General features: G+C 57.5%; 16 protein-coding genes. 9 read left to right on the top strand and 7 right to left on the bottom strand.

The window, feature by feature from the left end:
• Window positions 1-82: 82 nt before the first annotated feature.
• Window positions 83-382, top strand: a complete 300-nt coding sequence (locus tag Poly51_RS30330; protein ID WP_186775398.1) for a hypothetical protein — start codon at window positions 83-85, stop codon at window positions 380-382.
• A 455-nt stretch (window positions 383-837) separates the two neighbouring features.
• Entirely contained in the window at window positions 838-1371 is a 534-nt protein-coding gene (locus Poly51_RS07005; protein WP_146455750.1) for a hypothetical protein, read from the top strand.
• Window positions 1372-1503: 132 nt separating this feature from the next.
• Here the strand turns inward: Poly51_RS07005 and Poly51_RS07000 are convergent, their stop codons facing one another.
• The 3 genes from Poly51_RS07000 to Poly51_RS06990 all read right to left on the bottom strand — a co-directional run bounded on the left by Poly51_RS07000 (window position 1504) and on the right by Poly51_RS06990 (window position 3332).
• Entirely contained in the window at window positions 1504-2304 is an 801-nt protein-coding gene (locus Poly51_RS07000; protein WP_246114317.1) for an SAM-dependent methyltransferase, read from the bottom strand.
• Window positions 2305-2369: 65 nt separating this feature from the next.
• Entirely contained in the window at window positions 2370-2906 is a 537-nt protein-coding gene (locus Poly51_RS06995; RefSeq protein WP_246114316.1) for a DinB family protein, read from the bottom strand.
• Window positions 2907-2924: 18 nt separating this feature from the next.
• A complete protein-coding gene (locus Poly51_RS06990; RefSeq protein WP_146455748.1) occupies window positions 2925-3332 on the bottom strand; it encodes a hypothetical protein in 408 nt (135 codons plus the stop codon).
• Between the two features lie 308 nt (window positions 3333-3640).
• Between Poly51_RS06990 and Poly51_RS06985 the strand changes: the two genes are divergently transcribed.
• The 6 genes from Poly51_RS06985 to Poly51_RS06960 all read left to right on the top strand — a co-directional run bounded on the left by Poly51_RS06985 (window position 3641) and on the right by Poly51_RS06960 (window position 13062).
• A complete protein-coding gene (locus tag Poly51_RS06985; protein ID WP_146455746.1) occupies window positions 3641-5704 on the top strand; it encodes an HlyD family efflux transporter periplasmic adaptor subunit in 2064 nt (687 codons plus the stop codon).
• A 40-nt stretch (window positions 5705-5744) separates the two neighbouring features.
• Window positions 5745-6647 carry an efflux RND transporter periplasmic adaptor subunit gene (locus Poly51_RS06980; RefSeq protein ID WP_246114315.1) on the top strand — a complete coding sequence of 301 codons (903 nt, stop codon included), beginning with the start codon at window positions 5745-5747 and terminating at the stop codon, window positions 6645-6647.
• 111 nt (window positions 6648-6758) lie between these two features.
• Window positions 6759-8996 carry a hemolysin D gene (locus tag Poly51_RS06975; RefSeq protein ID WP_186775397.1) on the top strand — a complete coding sequence of 746 codons (2238 nt, stop codon included), beginning with the start codon at window positions 6759-6761 and terminating at the stop codon, window positions 8994-8996.
• Window positions 8997-9283: 287 nt separating this feature from the next.
• Window positions 9284-9679, top strand: coding sequence for a DUF3467 domain-containing protein (locus Poly51_RS06970; RefSeq protein WP_146455744.1), 396 nt, complete (start codon window positions 9284-9286; stop codon window positions 9677-9679).
• 126 nt (window positions 9680-9805) lie between these two features.
• Window positions 9806-11929: a phosphate acetyltransferase gene (pta, locus tag Poly51_RS06965; RefSeq protein WP_146455742.1), complete on the top strand. Its 2124-nt coding sequence runs from the start codon at window positions 9806-9808 to the stop codon at window positions 11927-11929.
• Complete coding sequence (locus Poly51_RS06960) at window positions 11926-13062, top strand: acetate/propionate family kinase (protein ID WP_146455740.1); 1137 nt, start codon at window positions 11926-11928, stop codon at window positions 13060-13062. The genes pta and Poly51_RS06960 overlap by 4 nt, the downstream gene beginning before the upstream one ends.
• Before the next feature lie 21 nt (window positions 13063-13083).
• Here the strand turns inward: Poly51_RS06960 and Poly51_RS06955 are convergent, their stop codons facing one another.
• From Poly51_RS06955 to Poly51_RS06940, 4 genes are all read right to left on the bottom strand, one after another.
• Window positions 13084-13929 (bottom strand): methyltransferase domain-containing protein, encoded by an 846-nt coding sequence (locus Poly51_RS06955; protein WP_146455738.1) that lies wholly within the window; start codon window positions 13927-13929, stop codon window positions 13084-13086.
• Between the two features lie 4 nt (window positions 13930-13933).
• Window positions 13934-14485 (bottom strand): FKBP-type peptidyl-prolyl cis-trans isomerase, encoded by a 552-nt coding sequence (locus Poly51_RS06950; RefSeq protein ID WP_146455735.1) that lies wholly within the window; start codon window positions 14483-14485, stop codon window positions 13934-13936.
• 262 nt (window positions 14486-14747) lie between these two features.
• Entirely contained in the window at window positions 14748-16178 is a 1431-nt protein-coding gene (locus Poly51_RS06945) for a sigma-54-dependent transcriptional regulator (RefSeq protein WP_146455733.1), read from the bottom strand.
• Between the two features lie 19 nt (window positions 16179-16197).
• Window positions 16198-17583: a sensor histidine kinase gene (locus Poly51_RS06940; RefSeq protein ID WP_246114314.1), complete on the bottom strand. Its 1386-nt coding sequence runs from the start codon at window positions 17581-17583 to the stop codon at window positions 16198-16200.
• 277 nt (window positions 17584-17860) lie between these two features.
• On the opposite strand from Poly51_RS06940, the gene Poly51_RS06935 reads away from it, so the two are divergent.
• Window positions 17861-19096: an FAD-binding oxidoreductase gene (locus Poly51_RS06935; RefSeq protein ID WP_186775395.1), complete on the top strand. Its 1236-nt coding sequence runs from the start codon at window positions 17861-17863 to the stop codon at window positions 19094-19096.
• Window positions 19097-19103 lie beyond the last annotated feature (7 nt).

The following is a 19103-nucleotide window of genomic DNA, read 5'->3' as shown; positions in this document are numbered from 1 at the left end:
TGGCTAGGTTAACCACCGAACATGACCCTGCCGAGCCACAGTTCATCCGATCGACATCGCCAACTTTTTTCAGGTTGGTCGGATGAAGGAAATCGATACCGCTCAAAATAAAATGAATGAGCGAAGCAATCACACTGAACTGTACCACCACAGTGCGGGCACGTCGCACCCGCGAATCAATTGGAAAAACATTGCAATTGAGCTGTCTTTTTCGTTCACGCTGCTTCTAACGATATGGCGCATTGATCCAACCGCCATCGGCAACGAACAAAAAATTGACCCAATCAAAATCTCAAAAATACAAACGAGGAAAACTGGGTCTGTTAGTGGAGGTTGCGAGTGCCGAAACACGCATTTGCGTCGTGAATTCCCGCACTCTTGATGGTGCCATCACCATCGTTGTTGTGAGTTGTCATCGCTGGGAACGCATCCTTCGGACCACCTTTCGGTGAACTAGGACGTCGAAGCCGACGTAACCGACACACTCTCCCCCTTCATTCCCTCTTTCGCCTCGCGGCTCACTACCATCCTGACGGCATTCCATTAGGGCCCTATCCTGATGACATTGGGCAAATATCAACCACTCGAGATAACTCTCCAATCCATAGAGAATCCGAAACGAACGAATCAGTTCGCGATTGTGCATCCGCGGGTCACCTGTACTGGTGTCCAGTGTTTCCTTCAGTCTTCTATCACGCCAAAGGTGGTTCGAAGTTTGAATTTGCACGGGAGCGGAGCGTTTGGGCCGGTGGTGCCAATTGCTCAGTTGGATTCTAGTCACACCGCCGTTTCGGTCCAGGCTTCCGACCCCCAAATCTTCTTCATTCTTTAACTCTCATGCATTTGTTGACTTGCCCTGAATGTCAGGTTTCGGTACCCGTCGCCACCAGCCAAGCTGGGGGACGAACGCAGTGCTCGGGCTGCCAGGCCATCCTGGAAATCCCCACGCTGGGACAGCTTCGTCAATTGCCAGTCGCCGAGGGATCGGTCAACGACGACGATGCGTATGTCAATCCGGCAAGTAGTGGCGGGTCGATCGCGTTCGGGATCGTCGGATTGCTGGCGACGGCGGCCCTGGTTGTGGCCGCATACACAGGCATTCGCTGGTCTTTGATCGACGTCCCGGTGACTACCGACTTGCATATCGCCGAGTACCAGAACGCGTACACGAAATTGCCCGCCGCCCAGTTGATTCGTGAGTACGAACAGATGGAGGAATTCGGCATCGATGTTGCGCTGCCTTACACGTATGTAACGATGGCGAACACCAAATCCGATTGGGGCTGGACATCAGCCACCGCCGGCGGCGTGGCGCTGCTCGCGGTGCTCGCCATGCTTGCGATCGGCGTGTCGGGTCGCAAGCGAAAGTGAAGTTTTGTCTAGGGTTCAAGCGGACACTTGGTCGGCATTCAAGCGAATGGAACGGCCAAAGCATGTTGCTATCACCCCGTCCGATATGCCGCGCACTTAACGCCGAAACGCCAACGGAAAAATCACCTGCTTTCAAGCCCGTTTTTTGGTGCGTCGCAGAACGTAAACCACGTCTTCGGTGGTTGAGTCGACTTCGATCGGTTCACTCAAGTCGTATGCAAAGTCATACGTTTCAACGACCTCCCAACATCCGCTCGATTCGATCAAGCGGTCCATCTGTCGCGGCGTGTAGCTTCGCAGTACCAGTTCGTCGACGATGCGAAAACTTCGCGTCGGACTGTGGACGTCGAAGCGAATGCCGAATCGCTCGATCCGTGTCTTCTTGTCACGCGAATTTGTCCACATATGCGTGTTGATCGCCAGGTGACCGCGACGTGCTGACCACGATTCGGTTTCGCTGGGGGGAACATCCGTTGGCGTTAAGTGGACGCCCAGCAAATACAGTCCGCCGACGCGAACGGCTTCGCCCATGCAAACCAGGTGCTCGCGCGACGCTTTCTCGGTCCCCAAATGCCGAAAGCTGTTGATCGTGTTGAATGCGATGTCGTATTTGCGTTTAACGCGAAAGTCAGCCATGTCGGCAACGAATGCCGGTTCGGGGCGTCCGGCTTTTCGGAATCTCGCATTGCAAAAATCGACGGCTTTCGCGTTCAAGTCGAGCCCGGCGACGTCGTAATCTCGCTTGGCGAGTGAGTAGAGCAGTCGCCCCGTACCACACGCCGGTTCGAACAAGCGATTCGTCTTGCCGGTGCAGTGCTTCGTTCCACAACCGACGATGAACTTCACTTCTGCGGCACAATCGGCATTGAAAACCAAGTCGTAATACTTGGGATGGTCGTAAATCGACTCGTCGATGATCTCAAGGTCGCTCACAAGGTACTTCTATTCGTTAGCAATGAAAGATTGATAGCAATGAAAATGCATGGCCATACGGTGCGTTAGCGAACCGGATCTAACCCCAGGCCGCGACGTAACATGCCAATGTGCCCGCAGTGAATCTGTTCGTGCATTGGACAGAACAAGATCGCGCCCAGCTTGTTTGGGAACGCGGCATAGGGCATGTCGACCGGTTCCAGCAGCGTTGCCACATCGACCGTCGCCAACTGGTCCGTCGCCAATTGATAAACGCGCGCCATGCGCTGCAGCAATTCGTCGGGACTGAATTGACCCGACGGATCTTTGTTGGGCACGGACCCGCGCCCATACGCTTTGCGAAACTTGCCCGGGATCAATTCCAGATCGTCGGGCTCGCGACCGCGGATTCGAAACAACAACAAGCCGTACTGGCTGACCGTCAGGTGGCCGACTTGCCAAGCGATATTCGTGGGCAGGCCATCGGGCATGTCGAACCATCGCTCGCGAGGCGTCGCGTCGAGAAGTTCGAGGGTGTAGCGTCGAGCAAATTCGATCTGTCCGATCGCCGCGGCCAGCATGGCGGGCGCGGTCTCGGCAGTGGGCAGTGGTGGCGTGTTCATGCCGCGATGATAGCGATTTCAGCCCGCGGTTGCCTTCCGGGGTGGATCGGCTTTTTTGCGAGGCGGCTTGGCGACCAACCGGATCTCCGGCACGGTCCCTTTTCCACCGTGGAAGGTGCGGCGACCGTCGATGCTGTGGTCGAATACGAACGCCCCGGATGCCGTTCCCGATCGTGGCGAGACTCGCAAGATGGCCGGGTGACCGCATTCGATGCACTGAATCCGCAGCCCGTGGCTGTCCAGCAATCGGTGAATCGAGTCGGCCAGATCTTGGTTTTCCCGCAGTGACCCCAATGATTGGCCGGTCAATTTGGCCAACTGGTTCTGGATCGCCAAACGGATCGCTCGCTGCAGTCGGTTCAGTTCCTGGTCCAAGTCCGCGAGCGCCGGGTGAGACTCGTTGGCGTGCGGCGGGGGCGTCGGCATCCAGTTTTCCGGTGGCTCGAATTCAAAAGAAAAACGCCGCGTCTTGTGTAGGGCAAGAAAGTTCGCGACGACTCTAGACGAGTTTATACGATTTGTATAAAGTGTCCAGAGTCGAGTCTGTTTTTTGGGGCGTGGCGAAAACGCAACACGGCATCCAGTCCCCAAAATCCGCAGTCTCGGTCATGCCACCTGGACTTTCCCCACTTATCGTCAAGGTCAACGTGGCGATAAACGCGGCGATTCAGTAGTGTCGCTCTGAAGGTGCCATCCGGCTCTGAAATTCGGACCCCCAGCCAAACTCATCGCCCATGTCGGTCAACCAGCAAACCGTCGAAGAAACGAAAGCCCAGATCCGAGGGCTGGTCAATGAAATCGCCGCGCTCGCCAAAAGCGGCGCGACGGCCGAAGAGTTCTATTCCGAACTGCTGTCGCGCATCATCACGGCGCTTGCGGCAGCCGGCGGTGCGATTTGGCTGCTCGACGAAGACCGGCAATTGCGGCTTCAATACCAAATCAACGCCGAGCCGGCGATCTTGGGCGACGATTCCGATGACGCCAATCGCCATACCCGGTTGCTACAGCGGGTCGCCAACAGCGGCCAATCGCTGCTGGTTCCGCCCTATTCGGGTACGACCGACGGCGACGCCGAAGGCAACCCGACACGCTATCTGTTGGTGCTCGGTGCGCTCAAGCACGAAGGCCAGCACGACGGATTGATCGAAATTTTCCAACGCCCCGACACGGCTCCCGACACCCAACGCGGCTATCTGCGGTTCTTGCAACAGATGTGCGATCTGGCAGCCGAGTGGTTGCGGGGCCAGAAACTGCGAAAGCTCGGTGATCGCCAAGTCCTTTGGCAACAAGCTGACTCGTTCGCCCGCGCTTCGCACGAATCGCTCGACTTGAAAGAAACGTGTTACATCGTTGCTAACGAAGGCCGGCGTTTGATCGGTTGCGACCGCGTCAGTGTGGCGATCAAAAAAGGTCGTAAGTGCGTCGTGCAAGCGATCAGCGGCCAGGACACGATCGAAAACCGTTCCAACATCGTTACGGCGCTGAACAACTTAGCCACGCGCGTCGTCGCGGCCGGCGAACCGCTGTGGCACGACGGGTCGACCGAAGACCTGCCGCCTCAAATCGAAGAGGCCCTGGAGGACTATGTCGACGAATCGTACGGACGAAACATCGTTGTGCTTCCGCTTCGCGAACCCGAACGCAAGCTGGGCATGGGCGAAGAAGCCGGCGCGGCGGGCACCATCGATCGCGACAACGCCCACCGCGGTGAAGTCATCGGTGCACTGATCGTCGAACAAATCGAAAGCGATATCCCGCCGGAAATATATAAAGCCCGCGTTGATCTGGTTTACGAACACGGCACTCGCGCGATCGCCAATTCGCGTGCCCACACGAATCTGTTCTTGATGCCGCTTTGGCGGACACTCGGCCACGCGACGTGGATCATCCGCGCCCGCACGCTGCCGAAGACACTCGCGGCGATCGCCGCAATCGGCTTGGTTGCCGCCGGATTGGTTTTCGTCCCCAAAGACTTCAACCTGGAAGCCGAAGGAACCTTGAAGCCGGAAGTTCGCCGCGAAGTGTTCGCGCCGATCGATGGCGAAGTCATCGAAGTGCGAGCCGACCACAACCAGGCGGTCGCTAAGGACGAGATCCTGGTCGTGCTGCGAAACCCCGAAATGGAAGTCCAGCTGACCGAAATTCGCGGTCAGATTTTGACGGCGCTCGCTGAACAGACTCGCGTCGAGGGCCAACTTGGACTACGGCGACAACTTGATGCGTCAGAGAAACGGGCGCTCGAGGCCGAGCAGAACGAATTGAAAGTCAAGCACCGCGTGCTGCTGGACAAATTGAAACTTCAAGAAGAACGCCAAAAGGATTTGGTCATCCGTTCGCCGATCGACGGTGTGGTCGTTTCTTGGGACGTCGAAAAGATGCTTCGCAGTCGTCCGATCATGACTGGGCAAGTGTTGTTGGAAGTCGCCGACTTGACTCAACCGATGTATTTGGAATTGGACCTGCCCGAGAAACGCGAAGGCCATCTCGACCAATACGTCGCCGCGAACAAACTCAACCAACCCGATTCGACGCTGAAAGTGTCGTACATCTTGGCGACTGACCCCGACAAACCGCTCGACGCGGTGATGCCTGTCAACACGATTTCGACGCGTGCCGAAGCCAACGAAGAACACGGCGCGATCATCAAGATGCGAGCCGTGCCAGAACAAGAGCCGCTTCGCGAGCTGAGCCCACGTCCGGGTGCGAAGGTGATCGCCAAAGTTTACTGCGGTCGTCGATCCAGTGGATTTGTGTTCTTCCATGAAATTTTCGAGTGGTGTTACAAGTTTTTCTTCTAGTCGTCCAAGCTTCTCAACAACGTCTCATCGAGTTCTCCCCATGCGATTGACGCTCCTATTCTGTTTCGCTGTTACCGCGATGGTGTCGCACGCCGCCCCTCAGCAGTTGACCGCCCAACAATCGACGCAAGATCTGCCTAACCAGATCAATGCCGAGAATTGCATGGTCCAGTACATCAACAAAGTGGATGTGCCGGCAACCGCCGAAGGGTTATTGGAAGAGTTGAGATTCGAAGAAGGCGACGAAATCGAAAAAGGCAACGTGATGGCGGTCATCGAAGACGACATGGCCGCACTTGCCGTTGATCTGAAAAAGGCAGAAGAGAAGGAAGCGATTTTGACCGCGTCCAATGACGTAAACCTTCGTGACGCTCGCGAAGCCGCCAAGGTCGCTGCCGCCGAAGCGAAGTCGTTTGAAGAGCTTCGCAAAGAAGGCGCGATCCCCTATTGGGAAATGGAAAAGAAACGACTGGAAGCCGGCCGGCAAGAGCTTCGTATCGAATTGGCCGAAATGGAACAGAAGGTCGCGCAGGTCAAGATGATCGGCAAACGCACCGAACTTGAAATGGCCGAAAAAGAACTCACCAAGCGTTCGGTCACGGCCCCCTATACCGGCATTGTTGAAACACGATTGGCCCAACAAGGCCAATGGGTCCAGCCCGGTACGCCGATGGCTTCGTTGATTCAAATGGACATTCTTCGCGTCGAAGGAGACATCGACGCGCTGCGTTACGCGGGACGCGTGATCAAAGGCGCGCCGGTGGAAGTGCTGATCTACAACCAAGCCAATGACGGCACCCGCATCAGCGGCACGCTCGGTTTCGTCAGCATGGAAATCGACCTGAACAATCGTTACCGAGTGTGGGTCGAAATCCAGAACGAAAAAGTCGGCAACGACTGGAAATTCAAACCCGGCATGCGAGCCGAAATGGTCATCAAATAGGGAGGTAGGTTACAGGCGTCAGGTATCAGCCATGACCCGCCCGCTTGTGATCGTTCTTCTTCCGCCGCTTTTTCCTGAAACCTGTTCCCTGTAGCCTGAAACCTACTCCCTGTGCCAACACTCGCCGAATCCCTCGTCAGCAGTTCATCGCGACCGCTGACGGTCCGAAAACGCCCCGATCTGTCGGCTAATCGCCAACGGTATCAGGGTACGGGCTATTGGGTCGTCAAGGAGCCGGTCGGCTTGCAGTACTTTCGTTTTCACGACGAAGAGTACTACATCTTGAACATGTTGGACGGGCACGTTTCGCTGCAACAAATCAAAGACGGGTTCGAACAACGGTTCGCACCTCAGAAAATCACCTTCGGTGACTTGCAACAATTCATCGGCATGCTGCACCGCAGCGGTTTGGTGATCAGCAATTCGCCCGGTCAAGGCAAGGCGCTTCGCGAACGCGGACGCAAGAAGAAGAACAAAGAAGTGATGGGCAAGTTTGCCAACGTCTTTGCCCTTCGCTATCGCGGCTTTGACCCCGAGCGAATCCTGAACTGGATGATCAAGCCGTTCGGATGGATCTTCACCGTTCCGGCACTGATCTTCTTCCTGATGCTGATCTTCTCGTCCGCACTTTTACTGGCCAGCCAGTACGAGACCGTTTACGCGAAGTTGCCGACATTCCAGCAGTTCTTTGCGGCCGATCGTTGGTTGATTTTGGCGGCCACGATGGGCATCGTCAAAGTCCTTCACGAATTCGGACACGGATTGTCGTGTAAGAAGTTCGGCGGTGAATGCCACGAAATCGGCTTCATGTTGCTGGTGTTCACGCCGTGCCTGTATTGCAACGTTTCCGATTCATGGATGCTGCCCAACAAGTGGAAGCGTGTTTGGATCGGTGCGGCGGGAATCTATGTCGAAATGATTCTGGCGTCGATCGCGGCCTATGTTTGGTGGTTCACCGAATCGGGGACGACGATCAATGATCTGTGCTTGAACATGATGTTTTTGAACGTCGTCAGCACGGTGCTTGTCAACGGCAACCCGTTGTTGCGGTTCGACGGCTACTACATCCTGATGGACGCGCTCGAGATCCCGAACCTACGCCAAAAGAGCACCGAAGTGCTGAAGCGTTGGTTCCAACAAACCTGCTTGGGCTTGGAACTGCAAGACGATCCGTTCTTGCCAACACGAGGCCGGTTGTTGTTCGGGCTGTTCACCATCGCCAGCGTCATTTATCGCTGGGTGGTCGTGTTCTCGATCTGTTGGTTCGTCATCAAAGTGCTTGAGCCCTATGGGTTGCAGGCGATCGGCCGGATGGTCGCCGTCGTCGGCTTCTTTGGCTTGGTGGCCCAGCCGTTCATTCAAACTTGGAAATTCTGTCGCACTCCTGGGAGACTCGCGAAAGTGAAGCGTTCACGTCTATTGCCGACTCTGGCGATCGCCGCCGCCGTGATCGCGGGTGTGTGCTACATCCCGTTGCCACACCACATCGATTGCGCGTTCGAAGTTCGTCCCAGCCAAGCCGGGGCCGTTTACGCCGGCGTGCCCGGCCGGATTGACTGGACCATCCAGCCCAACGCGATGGTTGCGCCGGGTGACCCGATCGCGGTGCTGAAGAATCCGGAACTGGAAATTCGCTTGGCCGATTTGAAGGGCGAAGAAGTCCTCTCGCGGGTACGGTTGGAAAACATGTCGGCCCGCAGCCGTGAAGACCAGGCGCTCAAGGCCCAGATCGATACTCAAATCGAACTGCTCGATTCGATCCAACAGTTGAAAGCAAAGACTCAAGAGGAAATCGATCGCTTAACCGTCCGCGCCAAACGCGACGGATACATCATTCCCCCGCCGATTCGCGAGCCGCAAAAATCACCCGACGGACGCTTGCCGGGCTGGGTCGGATCGCCGCTCGAATCCGAGAATCGTGGAGCGCTGTTGACAGCGGATGACGTGATTTGCGAAATCGGCAAACCGGATGCGCACGAAGCCGTGCTGATCATTGATCAAGGTGACGTGCAAATGGTCCGCGAAGGTCAGACCGTTGATATGAAATTGGACGCATTGCGATTGGAAACCTTCAGCGGCGTCATTACTGAAAAATCAAATGAACCGATCGATTCGACCTCCGTTTCCATGTCCAGCCAGACCGGCGGCGACTTGCAAACCGAGATCGACCCGGCAACCGGACAAATCAAACCGCGAAGTGTCTCTTACCAAGCCAGGGTTCCGTTGGAGTCCGGCGATATCATGATGCGTCCAGGATATCGGGGTTCGGCAAAGATCCATGTCGATCCGATGTCGCTTGGCAATCGTTTATGGAGAGTGATCGCACAAACCTTTAACTTTGAACTGTGATGCTTCGAACTTGTCCAGCCTTCGTGGTTTACCACGGCGGGGGCAATTCATCAAATTTTAAAACCTGAACACGGTCGTCTTACGTCCCAGTCAATCGCGTCCTTCGTTACGATATTCGTCGTGACGATTGCGTCGCCGGCTGAGGCAAGGTGCTTTTTGCGGGCAGCACATCAGATGACCTTTACTCGCCCCGAACAACCTTTCGAGCGTTTTTATCATCGACTGCACGTTGCAGTGGACCGACAGAAACATTCACCTCACTCTATTTAATTTCGGAGAAACCACTGATGGCCGACGCCAAGACCCCCGAAGCTGACAAGCCCGCCGCCGCTGCCGCACCGGCTGCTGGCGCTCAAACGCAAGCTCAACAACCTGTCCAAGTTCAAGTCAATGACGAGAACGCGGCCGCTTGCTACGCGAACTTTTGCCGCGTGACCGGTTCGCCTGAAGAACTGATCGTCGACTTCGGCTTGAACCCGCAACCGATCGGCGTGCCAAAGGACCCGATCCAAGTCAACCAGCGCATCATCCTGAACTTCTTCACCGCCAAGCGATTGCTGGCCGCCTTGCAAATGTCGGTCGCTCGTCACGAGTCGGTGTTCGGCGTTCTGGAAACGGACATCAACAAGCGGGTCCGTCCGGGATTGATGCAACAACAAGCGGACGCAGAAAAGAAGAGCTAGGCTGCGACGATCTCGCAGAACCATTCAAGCCACGCCTTCGGTTCGTCCGGAGACGTGGCTTTTTTCGTAGACTAACGCGGCTTCCCGTTCACCCGCGCTTCCTCACACACTCGCGCCAAGACCCGCATCATGCCTGATAGCCTGTACCTTGCGACCAACGAAAACGCGACCGGAAAGCGGATGATCGCGTTAGGCGTGATGGAGCTAGCGGTGCGGCGTTTTGATCGCGTCGTCTTTTTTCGCCCGATCGTACGCGACAGCGCCGACAACGATCAAAGCATCCGATTGATGCGAGCGCGATACCACCTAACGACTGAACCTCCCGAGATGGCTGGCGTGACTCGCGCCGAAGCTCGCCAATTGTTGGCCGACGATCGTTACGACGAACTGATCCAACGGGTCCAGCAGCGATTCAAAGCCGTTCAACAGCGCGGTGACTTCGCCGTCGTTGAAGGCACCAGCTTCCAAGGACTAGCTCCAGAGCTGGAATTCGAACTCAACGCCGACTTGGCTTTGAATCTGGGGTGCGCGGTGATGCCCGTCTACTCGGCACACGGCAAGTCGATTGAAGACTGTGTCCAATCGGTTCACATCGGCAACGATTCGTTGTCCGATCACGGCGCCCAAGTGCTGGCAACGGTTGTGAATCGAGTTTGCGACGACGACCGCCAAGCCATGGTGGCGGCGTTTGCGGGCGACAAGCTGAACATTCAGGCACCGATGTATCTGCTTCCCGAAGAACCATTGCTGCGCCAACCAACGCTGCGAGAGATCCAGATCGGTCTGGACGCAACCGTCATCAGCGGCGACGAGTCAACGTTCGACCGCGAAGTCACACGGTTGAAAGTTGCGGCCATGCAGTTGCCCAGTTTCTTGGAACGTTTGTATGCCGGCAGTCTGGTCATCACTCCTGGCGATCGCAGTGACATCGTCGTCGGTTGTGCGCTCTCAGGCATGCACCCCGACGGCCCCGCGCCGGCCGGCATCGTGTTGACCGGTGGAATGAATCCACCCGAAGCCGTCCAGCGATTGGTTCGCGTCTCGGGCGGCATGCCCATCTTGGCGACCGCGGACGACACATTCACCGCGGCGAATCGGGCATCAAAGATCAAGGCAGAAATCAGTGTCGCTTCCCCGCGAAAAATCGAGTCGGCGATCGGTTTGTTCCAACGCCACATCGACGGCGATGAACTGGCGGCGAGATTGAAAGCCCCCGGTACTGCTCAAGTGACTCCACTGCTGTTTGAGTATTCGTTGATCCAGAAGGCTCGCGAAAAACGCGTTCGCGTTGTACTGCCCGAGGGCAACGAGCCTCGCATCTTGCAGGCCGTCGACGTGCTGCGCCGGCGCGACGTCGCCGATATCGTCCTGTTGGGCGATCCGGCCTTGATCCGGTCAACGGCCAGCCAAATCGGAATCACGTTACCGGCATCGCCGGCCGAGTCGGGCACGTCAATCGAAATCATTGATCCGGCGACCAGTTCGCTGCGTGACGAATTTGCCGAAGAGTATTTTCAACTTCGCAAACACAAAGGCGTCACGATGGACGTGGCTCGCGATCGGATGTTGGAAGTCAGTTACTTCGGCACCATGATGGTCCGTCGGGGTCTGGCGGGCGGGATGGTATCGGGTTCGATTCATACCACCGCCAATACGATTCGTCCGGCGTTCGAGTTCATCAAGACACGGCCTGGCGTGAAAGTGGTCAGCAGTGTGTTCTTGATGTGCTTGAAGCACAGCGTGTTGGTATATGGCGACTGTGCGGTGATTCCCAACCCGACGGCCGAAGAACTGGCCGAGATCGCCAGCAGCAGCGCCGACACGGCCAAACAATTTGGTATCGATCCGCGGATCGCAATGCTGTCGTACTCGACCGGCGAAAGCGGACATGGCGAGGATGTCGAACGCGTACGCGAAGCAACGGCGATGCTGCGAAATCGACGACCCGATTTGGCAATCGAAGGTCCGGTCCAGTACGACGCGGCGATCGATCCATCCGTCGCTGCCGCCAAGTTGCCGCAAAGCGAAGTCGCTGGACGCGCAACCGTTTTCATCTTCCCCGACTTGAACACCGGAAACAACACGTACAAGGCGGTCCAGCGATCGGCCGGCGCGGTCGCAATCGGCCCGGTCTTGCAAGGACTTCGCAAACCGGTCAACGACCTTTCACGCGGATGCACCGTTGCGGACATCGTCAACACCGTGGCCATCACGGCCGTTCAAGCTCAATCCGCCGAGGCGATCGAATGAATGTCCTCGTCTTCAACGTCGGCAGCACGACACTGAAGTATGCCTGCATCGACACCACCAATGGCGCGAGGCTTTCTCGTGGTTTGATCGATCGTATCGGGCAAACCGGTGGTGAGGCGGCTGACCACTTGTCGGCGGCTCGCAATGTCATCGACCAACACGCGTCGATCCGCATCGATGCGATCGGTCATCGCATCGTCCAAGGCGGCGCCGTGTTTCAATCGCCGACGGTTGTTGGCGATGGCGTGCTTGCCGAGCTGAAACGACTGGATCAATTAGCACCGCTGCACAACCCGCCCGCTCGATCGGTCGTCGAAGCGATCACCGGACTGGGGCTGTCGGTCGATCAAGTCTTGGTCTTCGACACCGCGTACTTTGCGACGCTGCCGGAAAAGGCCTATCGCTATGCCATTCCCCCAACGGTCGCCAGCGAGTTCGGCGTGCGCCGATACGGGGCTCACGGCACGTCGCATCGATTCGTGACACGACACGCGATCGAGTATTTGTCGGAACACTTCCCCGAACATCATCGCCACGGCCGCATCGTTTCGCTGCACTTGGGCGGCGGTGCGAGCGCGACGGCATCGATTCAAGGAACGGCGATCGACACATCCATGGGCATGACACCGCTGGAAGGCTTGGTGATGGCGACTCGCTCGGGCGACATCGATCCATCCGTTCCGCTTTACCTGATGAGGAACGCCGGCATGTCGATCGATGACGTCGATCATCTGCTCAACAAAGCCAGCGGGTTGGTGGGGCTTTGCGGCGAGCCCGACATGCGAGCGATCTTGGATCGACGATCCGGTGGTGATCACGACGCGTCGCTAGCCATCGAGATTTACATCCACCGCTTGGTCAAAGTGATCGGCGGCTACGTTGCCACGATGGGCGGAATCGATGCTTTGGTGTTCACCGCGGGCGTCGGCGAGAATTCATCCGAGATTCGTCGACTGGCAACAGCAACGCTCGGACACCTGGGCATCGAATTGGACGCGGCAAAGAACGACCTGCGCCAATCGGGTGTCACCGCTTGCGACATCTCGGCCTCGACGGCAAAGGTGCGAACGTTGGTGGTCGCAACGGACGAGGAACTTGAAATCGCCATGCAAACGGCAACAGCGGTTAGCTAGAAATGATCTAACGCACGCTTTTCAACGCCGCAGCAACAGCAGATCGGCCGACAACGTAACGGTCGCCGATGTGACGTTTTCCAGCCGAGCCTGCTGCGAGTGACGTACGCCGCGGTATGTCATCGCCATCGCGTCAGCAATCGCATCGGCATCCAGTTCGACGACCTGCATCCAGCGTTGCCGATCGACGCACCGGAACCCCGATGCTTCCATCTCTTCGACGATCAACTCCCAACGACTTCGGCGATGTCCGGCTTGTTGAACCTGTTCGCGAAGTTCAATCAGGTCGTCGTCGCCCGGCACGGCCACGATGCAGATTCCGTCGGCCTTCAAGACACGTTGGATCTCGCCGATCGGGCGTCGTCCGAACAACGAAACCACTCGGTCAACACTGGCATCTGCCGCGGGTAAAAAGCGGTCGGCGTTTGCCAGCACCCAAGTCGCATCCGGCCATCGGCGGGCGGCCAGCTTGATCGCTCGCTTGGAAAGGTCGACGCCGCAATAACCATCGGCCTCGCCCGCAAACAATGCGGCGCCAAACGTTCCTTCGCCGCAACCTAAATCGAGCGTCCGTGGTGATTGCGCTGTGACTGTTTGTTCTGGGTCGGTTTGACGCGACGCTTCGATCCAGGGCCCGATCGCGTCGACCAGTCCTTGGCCCAGTCCGCGTTCCAGCCAGCGATGCCGAGCCAGTACCGCCGATTCGGCATCACCGGGAGTTTTGGATTTACGATCCTGGGGCTGCAGCAGACTCCAATAGCCTTCCTTGGCTCGATCGAAATGATGTCCCGCTTCGCAGAATAATCCACCATCGCGTGCGGCAAGTATCCCGAGACAATTGCGGACCGTACATCGAAGCTGGAACATGCCGCTACTTGATCTCGACCAGTTCGACGATGAAGTGCAGGCGTTCGCGGTGCCCGATTCCGGCGGCCGGCATGCCCCGACTGCCGTATCCCAACTGGTACGGAATATCCAACTCGATCATGCCGCCTTCGCCGATCAACGGTACACCTTCGGTCCAACCCGCGATCACACCACGTAACGGGAACGGAATCGGCGATCCCTTGCGGTACGAGCTGTCGAAAATCTTTCCGTTGTCCAACCAGCCCTTGTAGTGGGCGACGACCGAGTTTGCGGGAGTCGGTTTTTTCTTATCACTCTTTCGCAAGATGCGATAACGAAGTCCCGAAGGCGTTTCTTTGAACTCGCGTTCCGCATCGGCGTCGATCTTCCCCGGAGCGACTTTTTCAAGCTTGTCGTCCGGTCCGGCCTTGATCGGATCCTGTTGATTCTGGACATCTTGTGCAAGCTTGTCGACGGTGTTGGCGATCCCTTGAAGTGCCGCACCTTGGCCAAAAGCGGAGCAACCCGCACCGATCGAAACCGAGATCACAACGGAAAAAACCCAAGTGAGTTTCATAGGACATACCCTTAAGTGGTCGACGAAAACAGATGTTGAGAAACTGATGAAAAACAATCTCGGACATTCTCACATCACTCTCCCGCGCAGCGGGAGGGTCGGACGCGGTAGCGGCCGGGGAGGGCTCAGCTGGCAAACCCCTCTCCTCGCGTAGGCTCGGCTCTCCCGAAGGGAGAGTGAAGAGACGAAGTTGGTTCCGATCAGTTACTAGCAGACCTGGATTATAACGGATGATCTCCAATCGCACGTCCCCGATCGTAGTTTACGAGGAAACGTCGTCCATTGCATACGCTCGCAACCGATCGCGCAGCGTGCCACGGTGAATCCCAAGAATCTCAGCCGCCTTCGCACGGTTACCGCCGGTGTGGCTCAAAACAATTTTCAAAATCGTCGGCTCGGTGGCTGCCAGAAATTGAGCATGCAAGTTTTCGAGATCCCCATTTTCTTGGGCGATCACATCCTCGACCCAAACCGCCACCACGTGCTCCAGCGCCGGCGAACTCTCGCCGTCGGCTTCGCGGCCCGGTTTCGGCAGCGGAAAGTCCTCCATCACCAACGGTCTTCCGCGCGCTACCACAGCGGCATGACCGACCGCGTTCTTCAGCTCGCGAACGTTTCCGTGCCATCTGCGTTCTTGCAGCGACGTCAGCAATCGTTCGTCGATGGCCGCGTCACCGGCGGCATAGTTCATCGCTTTAAGAAAGTATCGGCATAGCGGTTCGATATCATGGGTCCGATCACGCAGCGGCGGCAGATGAATTTGGACTCCCGTCAAACGATGAAACAGATCCTCGCGAAACTCGTTGCGTCGGATCGCATCGTGCAAGTCGCGGTGAGTCGCCGCCACAACGCGAACATCCGCCGTCCGCGGACGAACGTCACCCACGCGGCAATACTGACCCTGTTCAAGCACTCGCAACAACTTCACCTGTGTGCCCAGCGGCAGGTCGCCGATCTCGTCCAAGAACAACGTGCCGCCCTCCGCTCGCTCGAACAGCCCTGCGCGGTCATCCACCGCGCCGGTGAACGATCCTTTGACGTGACCGAACAATTCGCTTTCGATCAGTTCCGGATTGATCGCGACCGGCGCGATGGCGATGTAGGGCCGACTGCTACGACGACTGTGGCGGTGCATCGCGGCGGCGACCAGCTCTTTTCCCGTTCCCGTTTCACCCGTGATCAGCACCGACAGATCGCTGTCAGCCACCAACGCGATTTGGCGAAAGACTTGTTGCATCGCAGGCGACTCGCCCACCAAGACCGATTGATCCAACACCATCGGTTCGGTCGTCGTCGGTGCCGATCGATTGACCGACGCCTTCAGCGCCGCTCGACAAGTCCGCAGCGCGTCATCCAACTTGAACGGCTTGGTCAAGTAGTCGGTCGCACCGTTTCGCACCGCCGCCACCGCCGTTTCCAAATCACCGAACGCCGTGATGATCACCACGGGCGCGTTGTCCGTCGCTTCCAGAAATTTGGGCAGCGCCGTGATCCCGTCTTCTTTCGGCAATCGTACGTCCAAAATCACCAGCGACGGTTTTCGCGACTTCGCAAGCTGCAAACCTTCCTCGGCGGAGGATGCCGTGATGACCTCGTGGCCTTCGCCGGTCAACATTCGCTCGAGTGCCCAGCAAATCGACGGCTCGTCGTCGACGACGAGTACTAAAGATGAATGTGTCGATGAATGAATCATTGCGTCGATCGATCAGAGTTCAAGAATGGTTAGACGCGGCGGTCGGTTCGGCGGGTGCCCCGAGCGCGACGTCCAATCGAAATACAGTTCGGTCGTGCTCGCGGCGCCACGAAACTTTACCACCCAGATGTTCGGCCGCCCGTCGCACGACGGGAAGCCCCAGTCCCAGTCCTTCCGCCTTGGACGTCACGAACGGTTCGAATAAATCGGCCGCCAACGAATCGGCCACTCCCGGCCCATTGTCGGACACTTCGATTCGGATTTGGTCCGCTTCGATGCGGCTGACGTGGACATCCACGTCGTCGCCCGCTTGCATCGCGTTGTGAATTAAATTGGTGATCGCGGCGACCCACGTCGGTCCGTCGCTGATTCGCAGTCCGTCCAGATTCTCAATCAACGTCCAATTCAGTTCGATCCGCAAATGCTTCGCCATCGGCGACAAACTTGATTGAACGTCCTTCACGCAAACCAGCACGTCCATCGGCCGATCGCGATCCTGTCGCCCCGATGCCGCCAACAACAGCCTCCGCACATAGTCTTCGGAGAGCTCGATCTGATGAATGGCCACGCGAATGTCTTCATCATCGGCGCCCCCGCAACCGGCCGCGTGCAATTCGACCGCCATGCGCGCGCCCGTCAAACTGTTACGCAACTGATGCGCCATCCCGCCAGCGACTTGATGCAGCACCTTTTCACTCTGCTCGCGATGGACCTGTTTCCACAACCGGTCCAATTGAGCGGCCATCGAGTCGACCGATTGGCCAAGCAGCCCGATCTCGTCGTTCCCGTCATCCGCAACCGTCGATTGAAAGTCACCGCCGGCAACGGCTTCGACGCGATGTTTCAAGACGCCAATTCGACGAACCAAACGTGACGTCACCATCAACATGATCGACGTCAAGACAACGATCGTCGAAAGCCCGGTGACCAACGGCAACAACGCCGCGCGGCGGCGACTGGCATCGATCTGTTCTTCACCGAACAACACCGCGACATTGGCGATGCCGTCTTGTCGATCGTCACCGCCGGTTGTCGAAAACCAGAACACCCGATAGCGTCGATCATCGATCGAAACGGTCGTTGCGATGGTGCTGGCGATGTTGGGCAACTGCGTCGGGTCGACGTGCAAGGTGCTATGTCGAAGCCGCCCCGTCGGCCCCCAGCCCGTCATCTCTGTCTGTGTCAACTTGGCCAACGATCCCAGCACGGTCGCGTTAAGCGGGAAGTTAGAATCGCTAAGCGTTTCTTCGATGCCGCGGAATCGGTTCTCGAGATCCGTTTCGGCCAAGCGATTTCCCCAACGGTACGAACCGACCGCGACCAATCCGGCCGCCAGCAGGGACGACACGATGATCGGCGTCAGCAATCGGAGCCGAAGCGAGCGGAAGGGGGGGCGAGCGGACAAGCGATGGTCTCTTGAAAATCGAAGCGGCGGTCACGAACGACCATCCGATTCGCATTCTATTTCAAATCGAGTCGAAACGTCACCGACGCCTGCCCCGCCCCCATCCATCGCATCCGCACGCCGCGATCATTCCCGTTGTTTGGTTTGTAACGATTGCGAGGCGATCGTGGGGAATCCGAATGGCGAGTTTCGACGTCCGGCGCGACTTGGGAGAGCTACGTTTGAAAAACCTTGGCTCGTCCGTCAACGCCTCCACTCGTTTCGCCCCGAAGTCATCATGCCAGGAATCGTCGGCTTTCTGATCATCGTCCCATTCGTCGGCTACCTCGTATTTGCCGAATTCGTTGCCCGCCGCGACGAGCGACGTTTCCGAACCGACATTCTGGACGACGATGTTCAAGCTCAAGTCCCGGTCGCGTCGAAGTCGGTCGTTGACGCATCGGGTTGGACCGGATGGCGAGACGTCGTCGTCGATTCCATTCAAGACGAGTCGGTCGATTGCCGTTCATTCACCTTCCGGTCCATCGACGGCAGCGACTTCCCCGCATTCAAGGGTGGTCAATCGATTCTGATTCGCTATCCGTCCAGCGACGATCCCGATGCGAAACCGATCGCCCGATGCTACAGCCTATCGAGCGGTCCCGGCGAGTCACGGTATCGGATCACCGTCAAGCGAGTCCCCGGCGGTCGCATGAGCAACCGACTGCACGATCGCGTCAACGTCGGCGACGTCGTCTCGATTCAATCACCACGAGGTCACTTTCACATCGACCTCGATCATCCCGAGCGACCGATTCACTTGATCGCCGCCGGCATCGGCATCACACCGATGTTGTCGATGCTGTTGCATTCGTTGGAAGTCACGCCCGACCGTGAAGTACACCTTCACTACCAACTTCGCGACCAACGCAATGCACCGTTCTTAAAGCCGCTCCGTTACTTGCATCAAACGCTATCGAAGGTCGGCACCTTTCACCTGCACGTTTGGTTCAGCCGTCCCCTCGCCGACGAACCCTTGCAAGTCGATTCCACCACCGGTCGCATCACCGCCCCCGATATCATTTCGCACGCTGGAAGCACGCCTTCAAATGCCGACTATCGCATCTGCGGGCCCAACGCATTCATGGAATCAATGGCCACCGAACTGATCGCAGGCGGCGCAAGGGATAAGTCGGTCCAATACGAATCCTTCGGCGGCAAAGCAAAAGGCCCCGGCGTGATTGCCGTCAAGACAACTGTCAACGAAGCCAACGTTGATGAAGTCCCCGTCCGATTCACACTCAGCAACCAAGACGCCGTCTGGTCAAGCCAGAACCAAAGCCTGCTCGACATCGCCGAAGCATCCGGAATTTCGGTCGACTCGTCCTGCCGAAGTGGCCAATGCGGATCGTGCATCCACCGCCTGACCCGTGGCACTGTTCGTTACCCCCAACCACCAACGTGCGAAGTCGCCCCCGGCGAAGTCATCCTATGCACCGCCCGCCCCGATTCCGACGTCGAAATCGAAGCCTAGGCAAACC

It is taken from the genome of Rubripirellula tenax (assembly GCF_007860125.1).
Classification (GTDB): domain Bacteria; phylum Planctomycetota; class Planctomycetia; order Pirellulales; family Pirellulaceae; genus Rubripirellula; species Rubripirellula tenax.
This window is presented reverse-complemented; position numbering and strand designations above follow the sequence as displayed.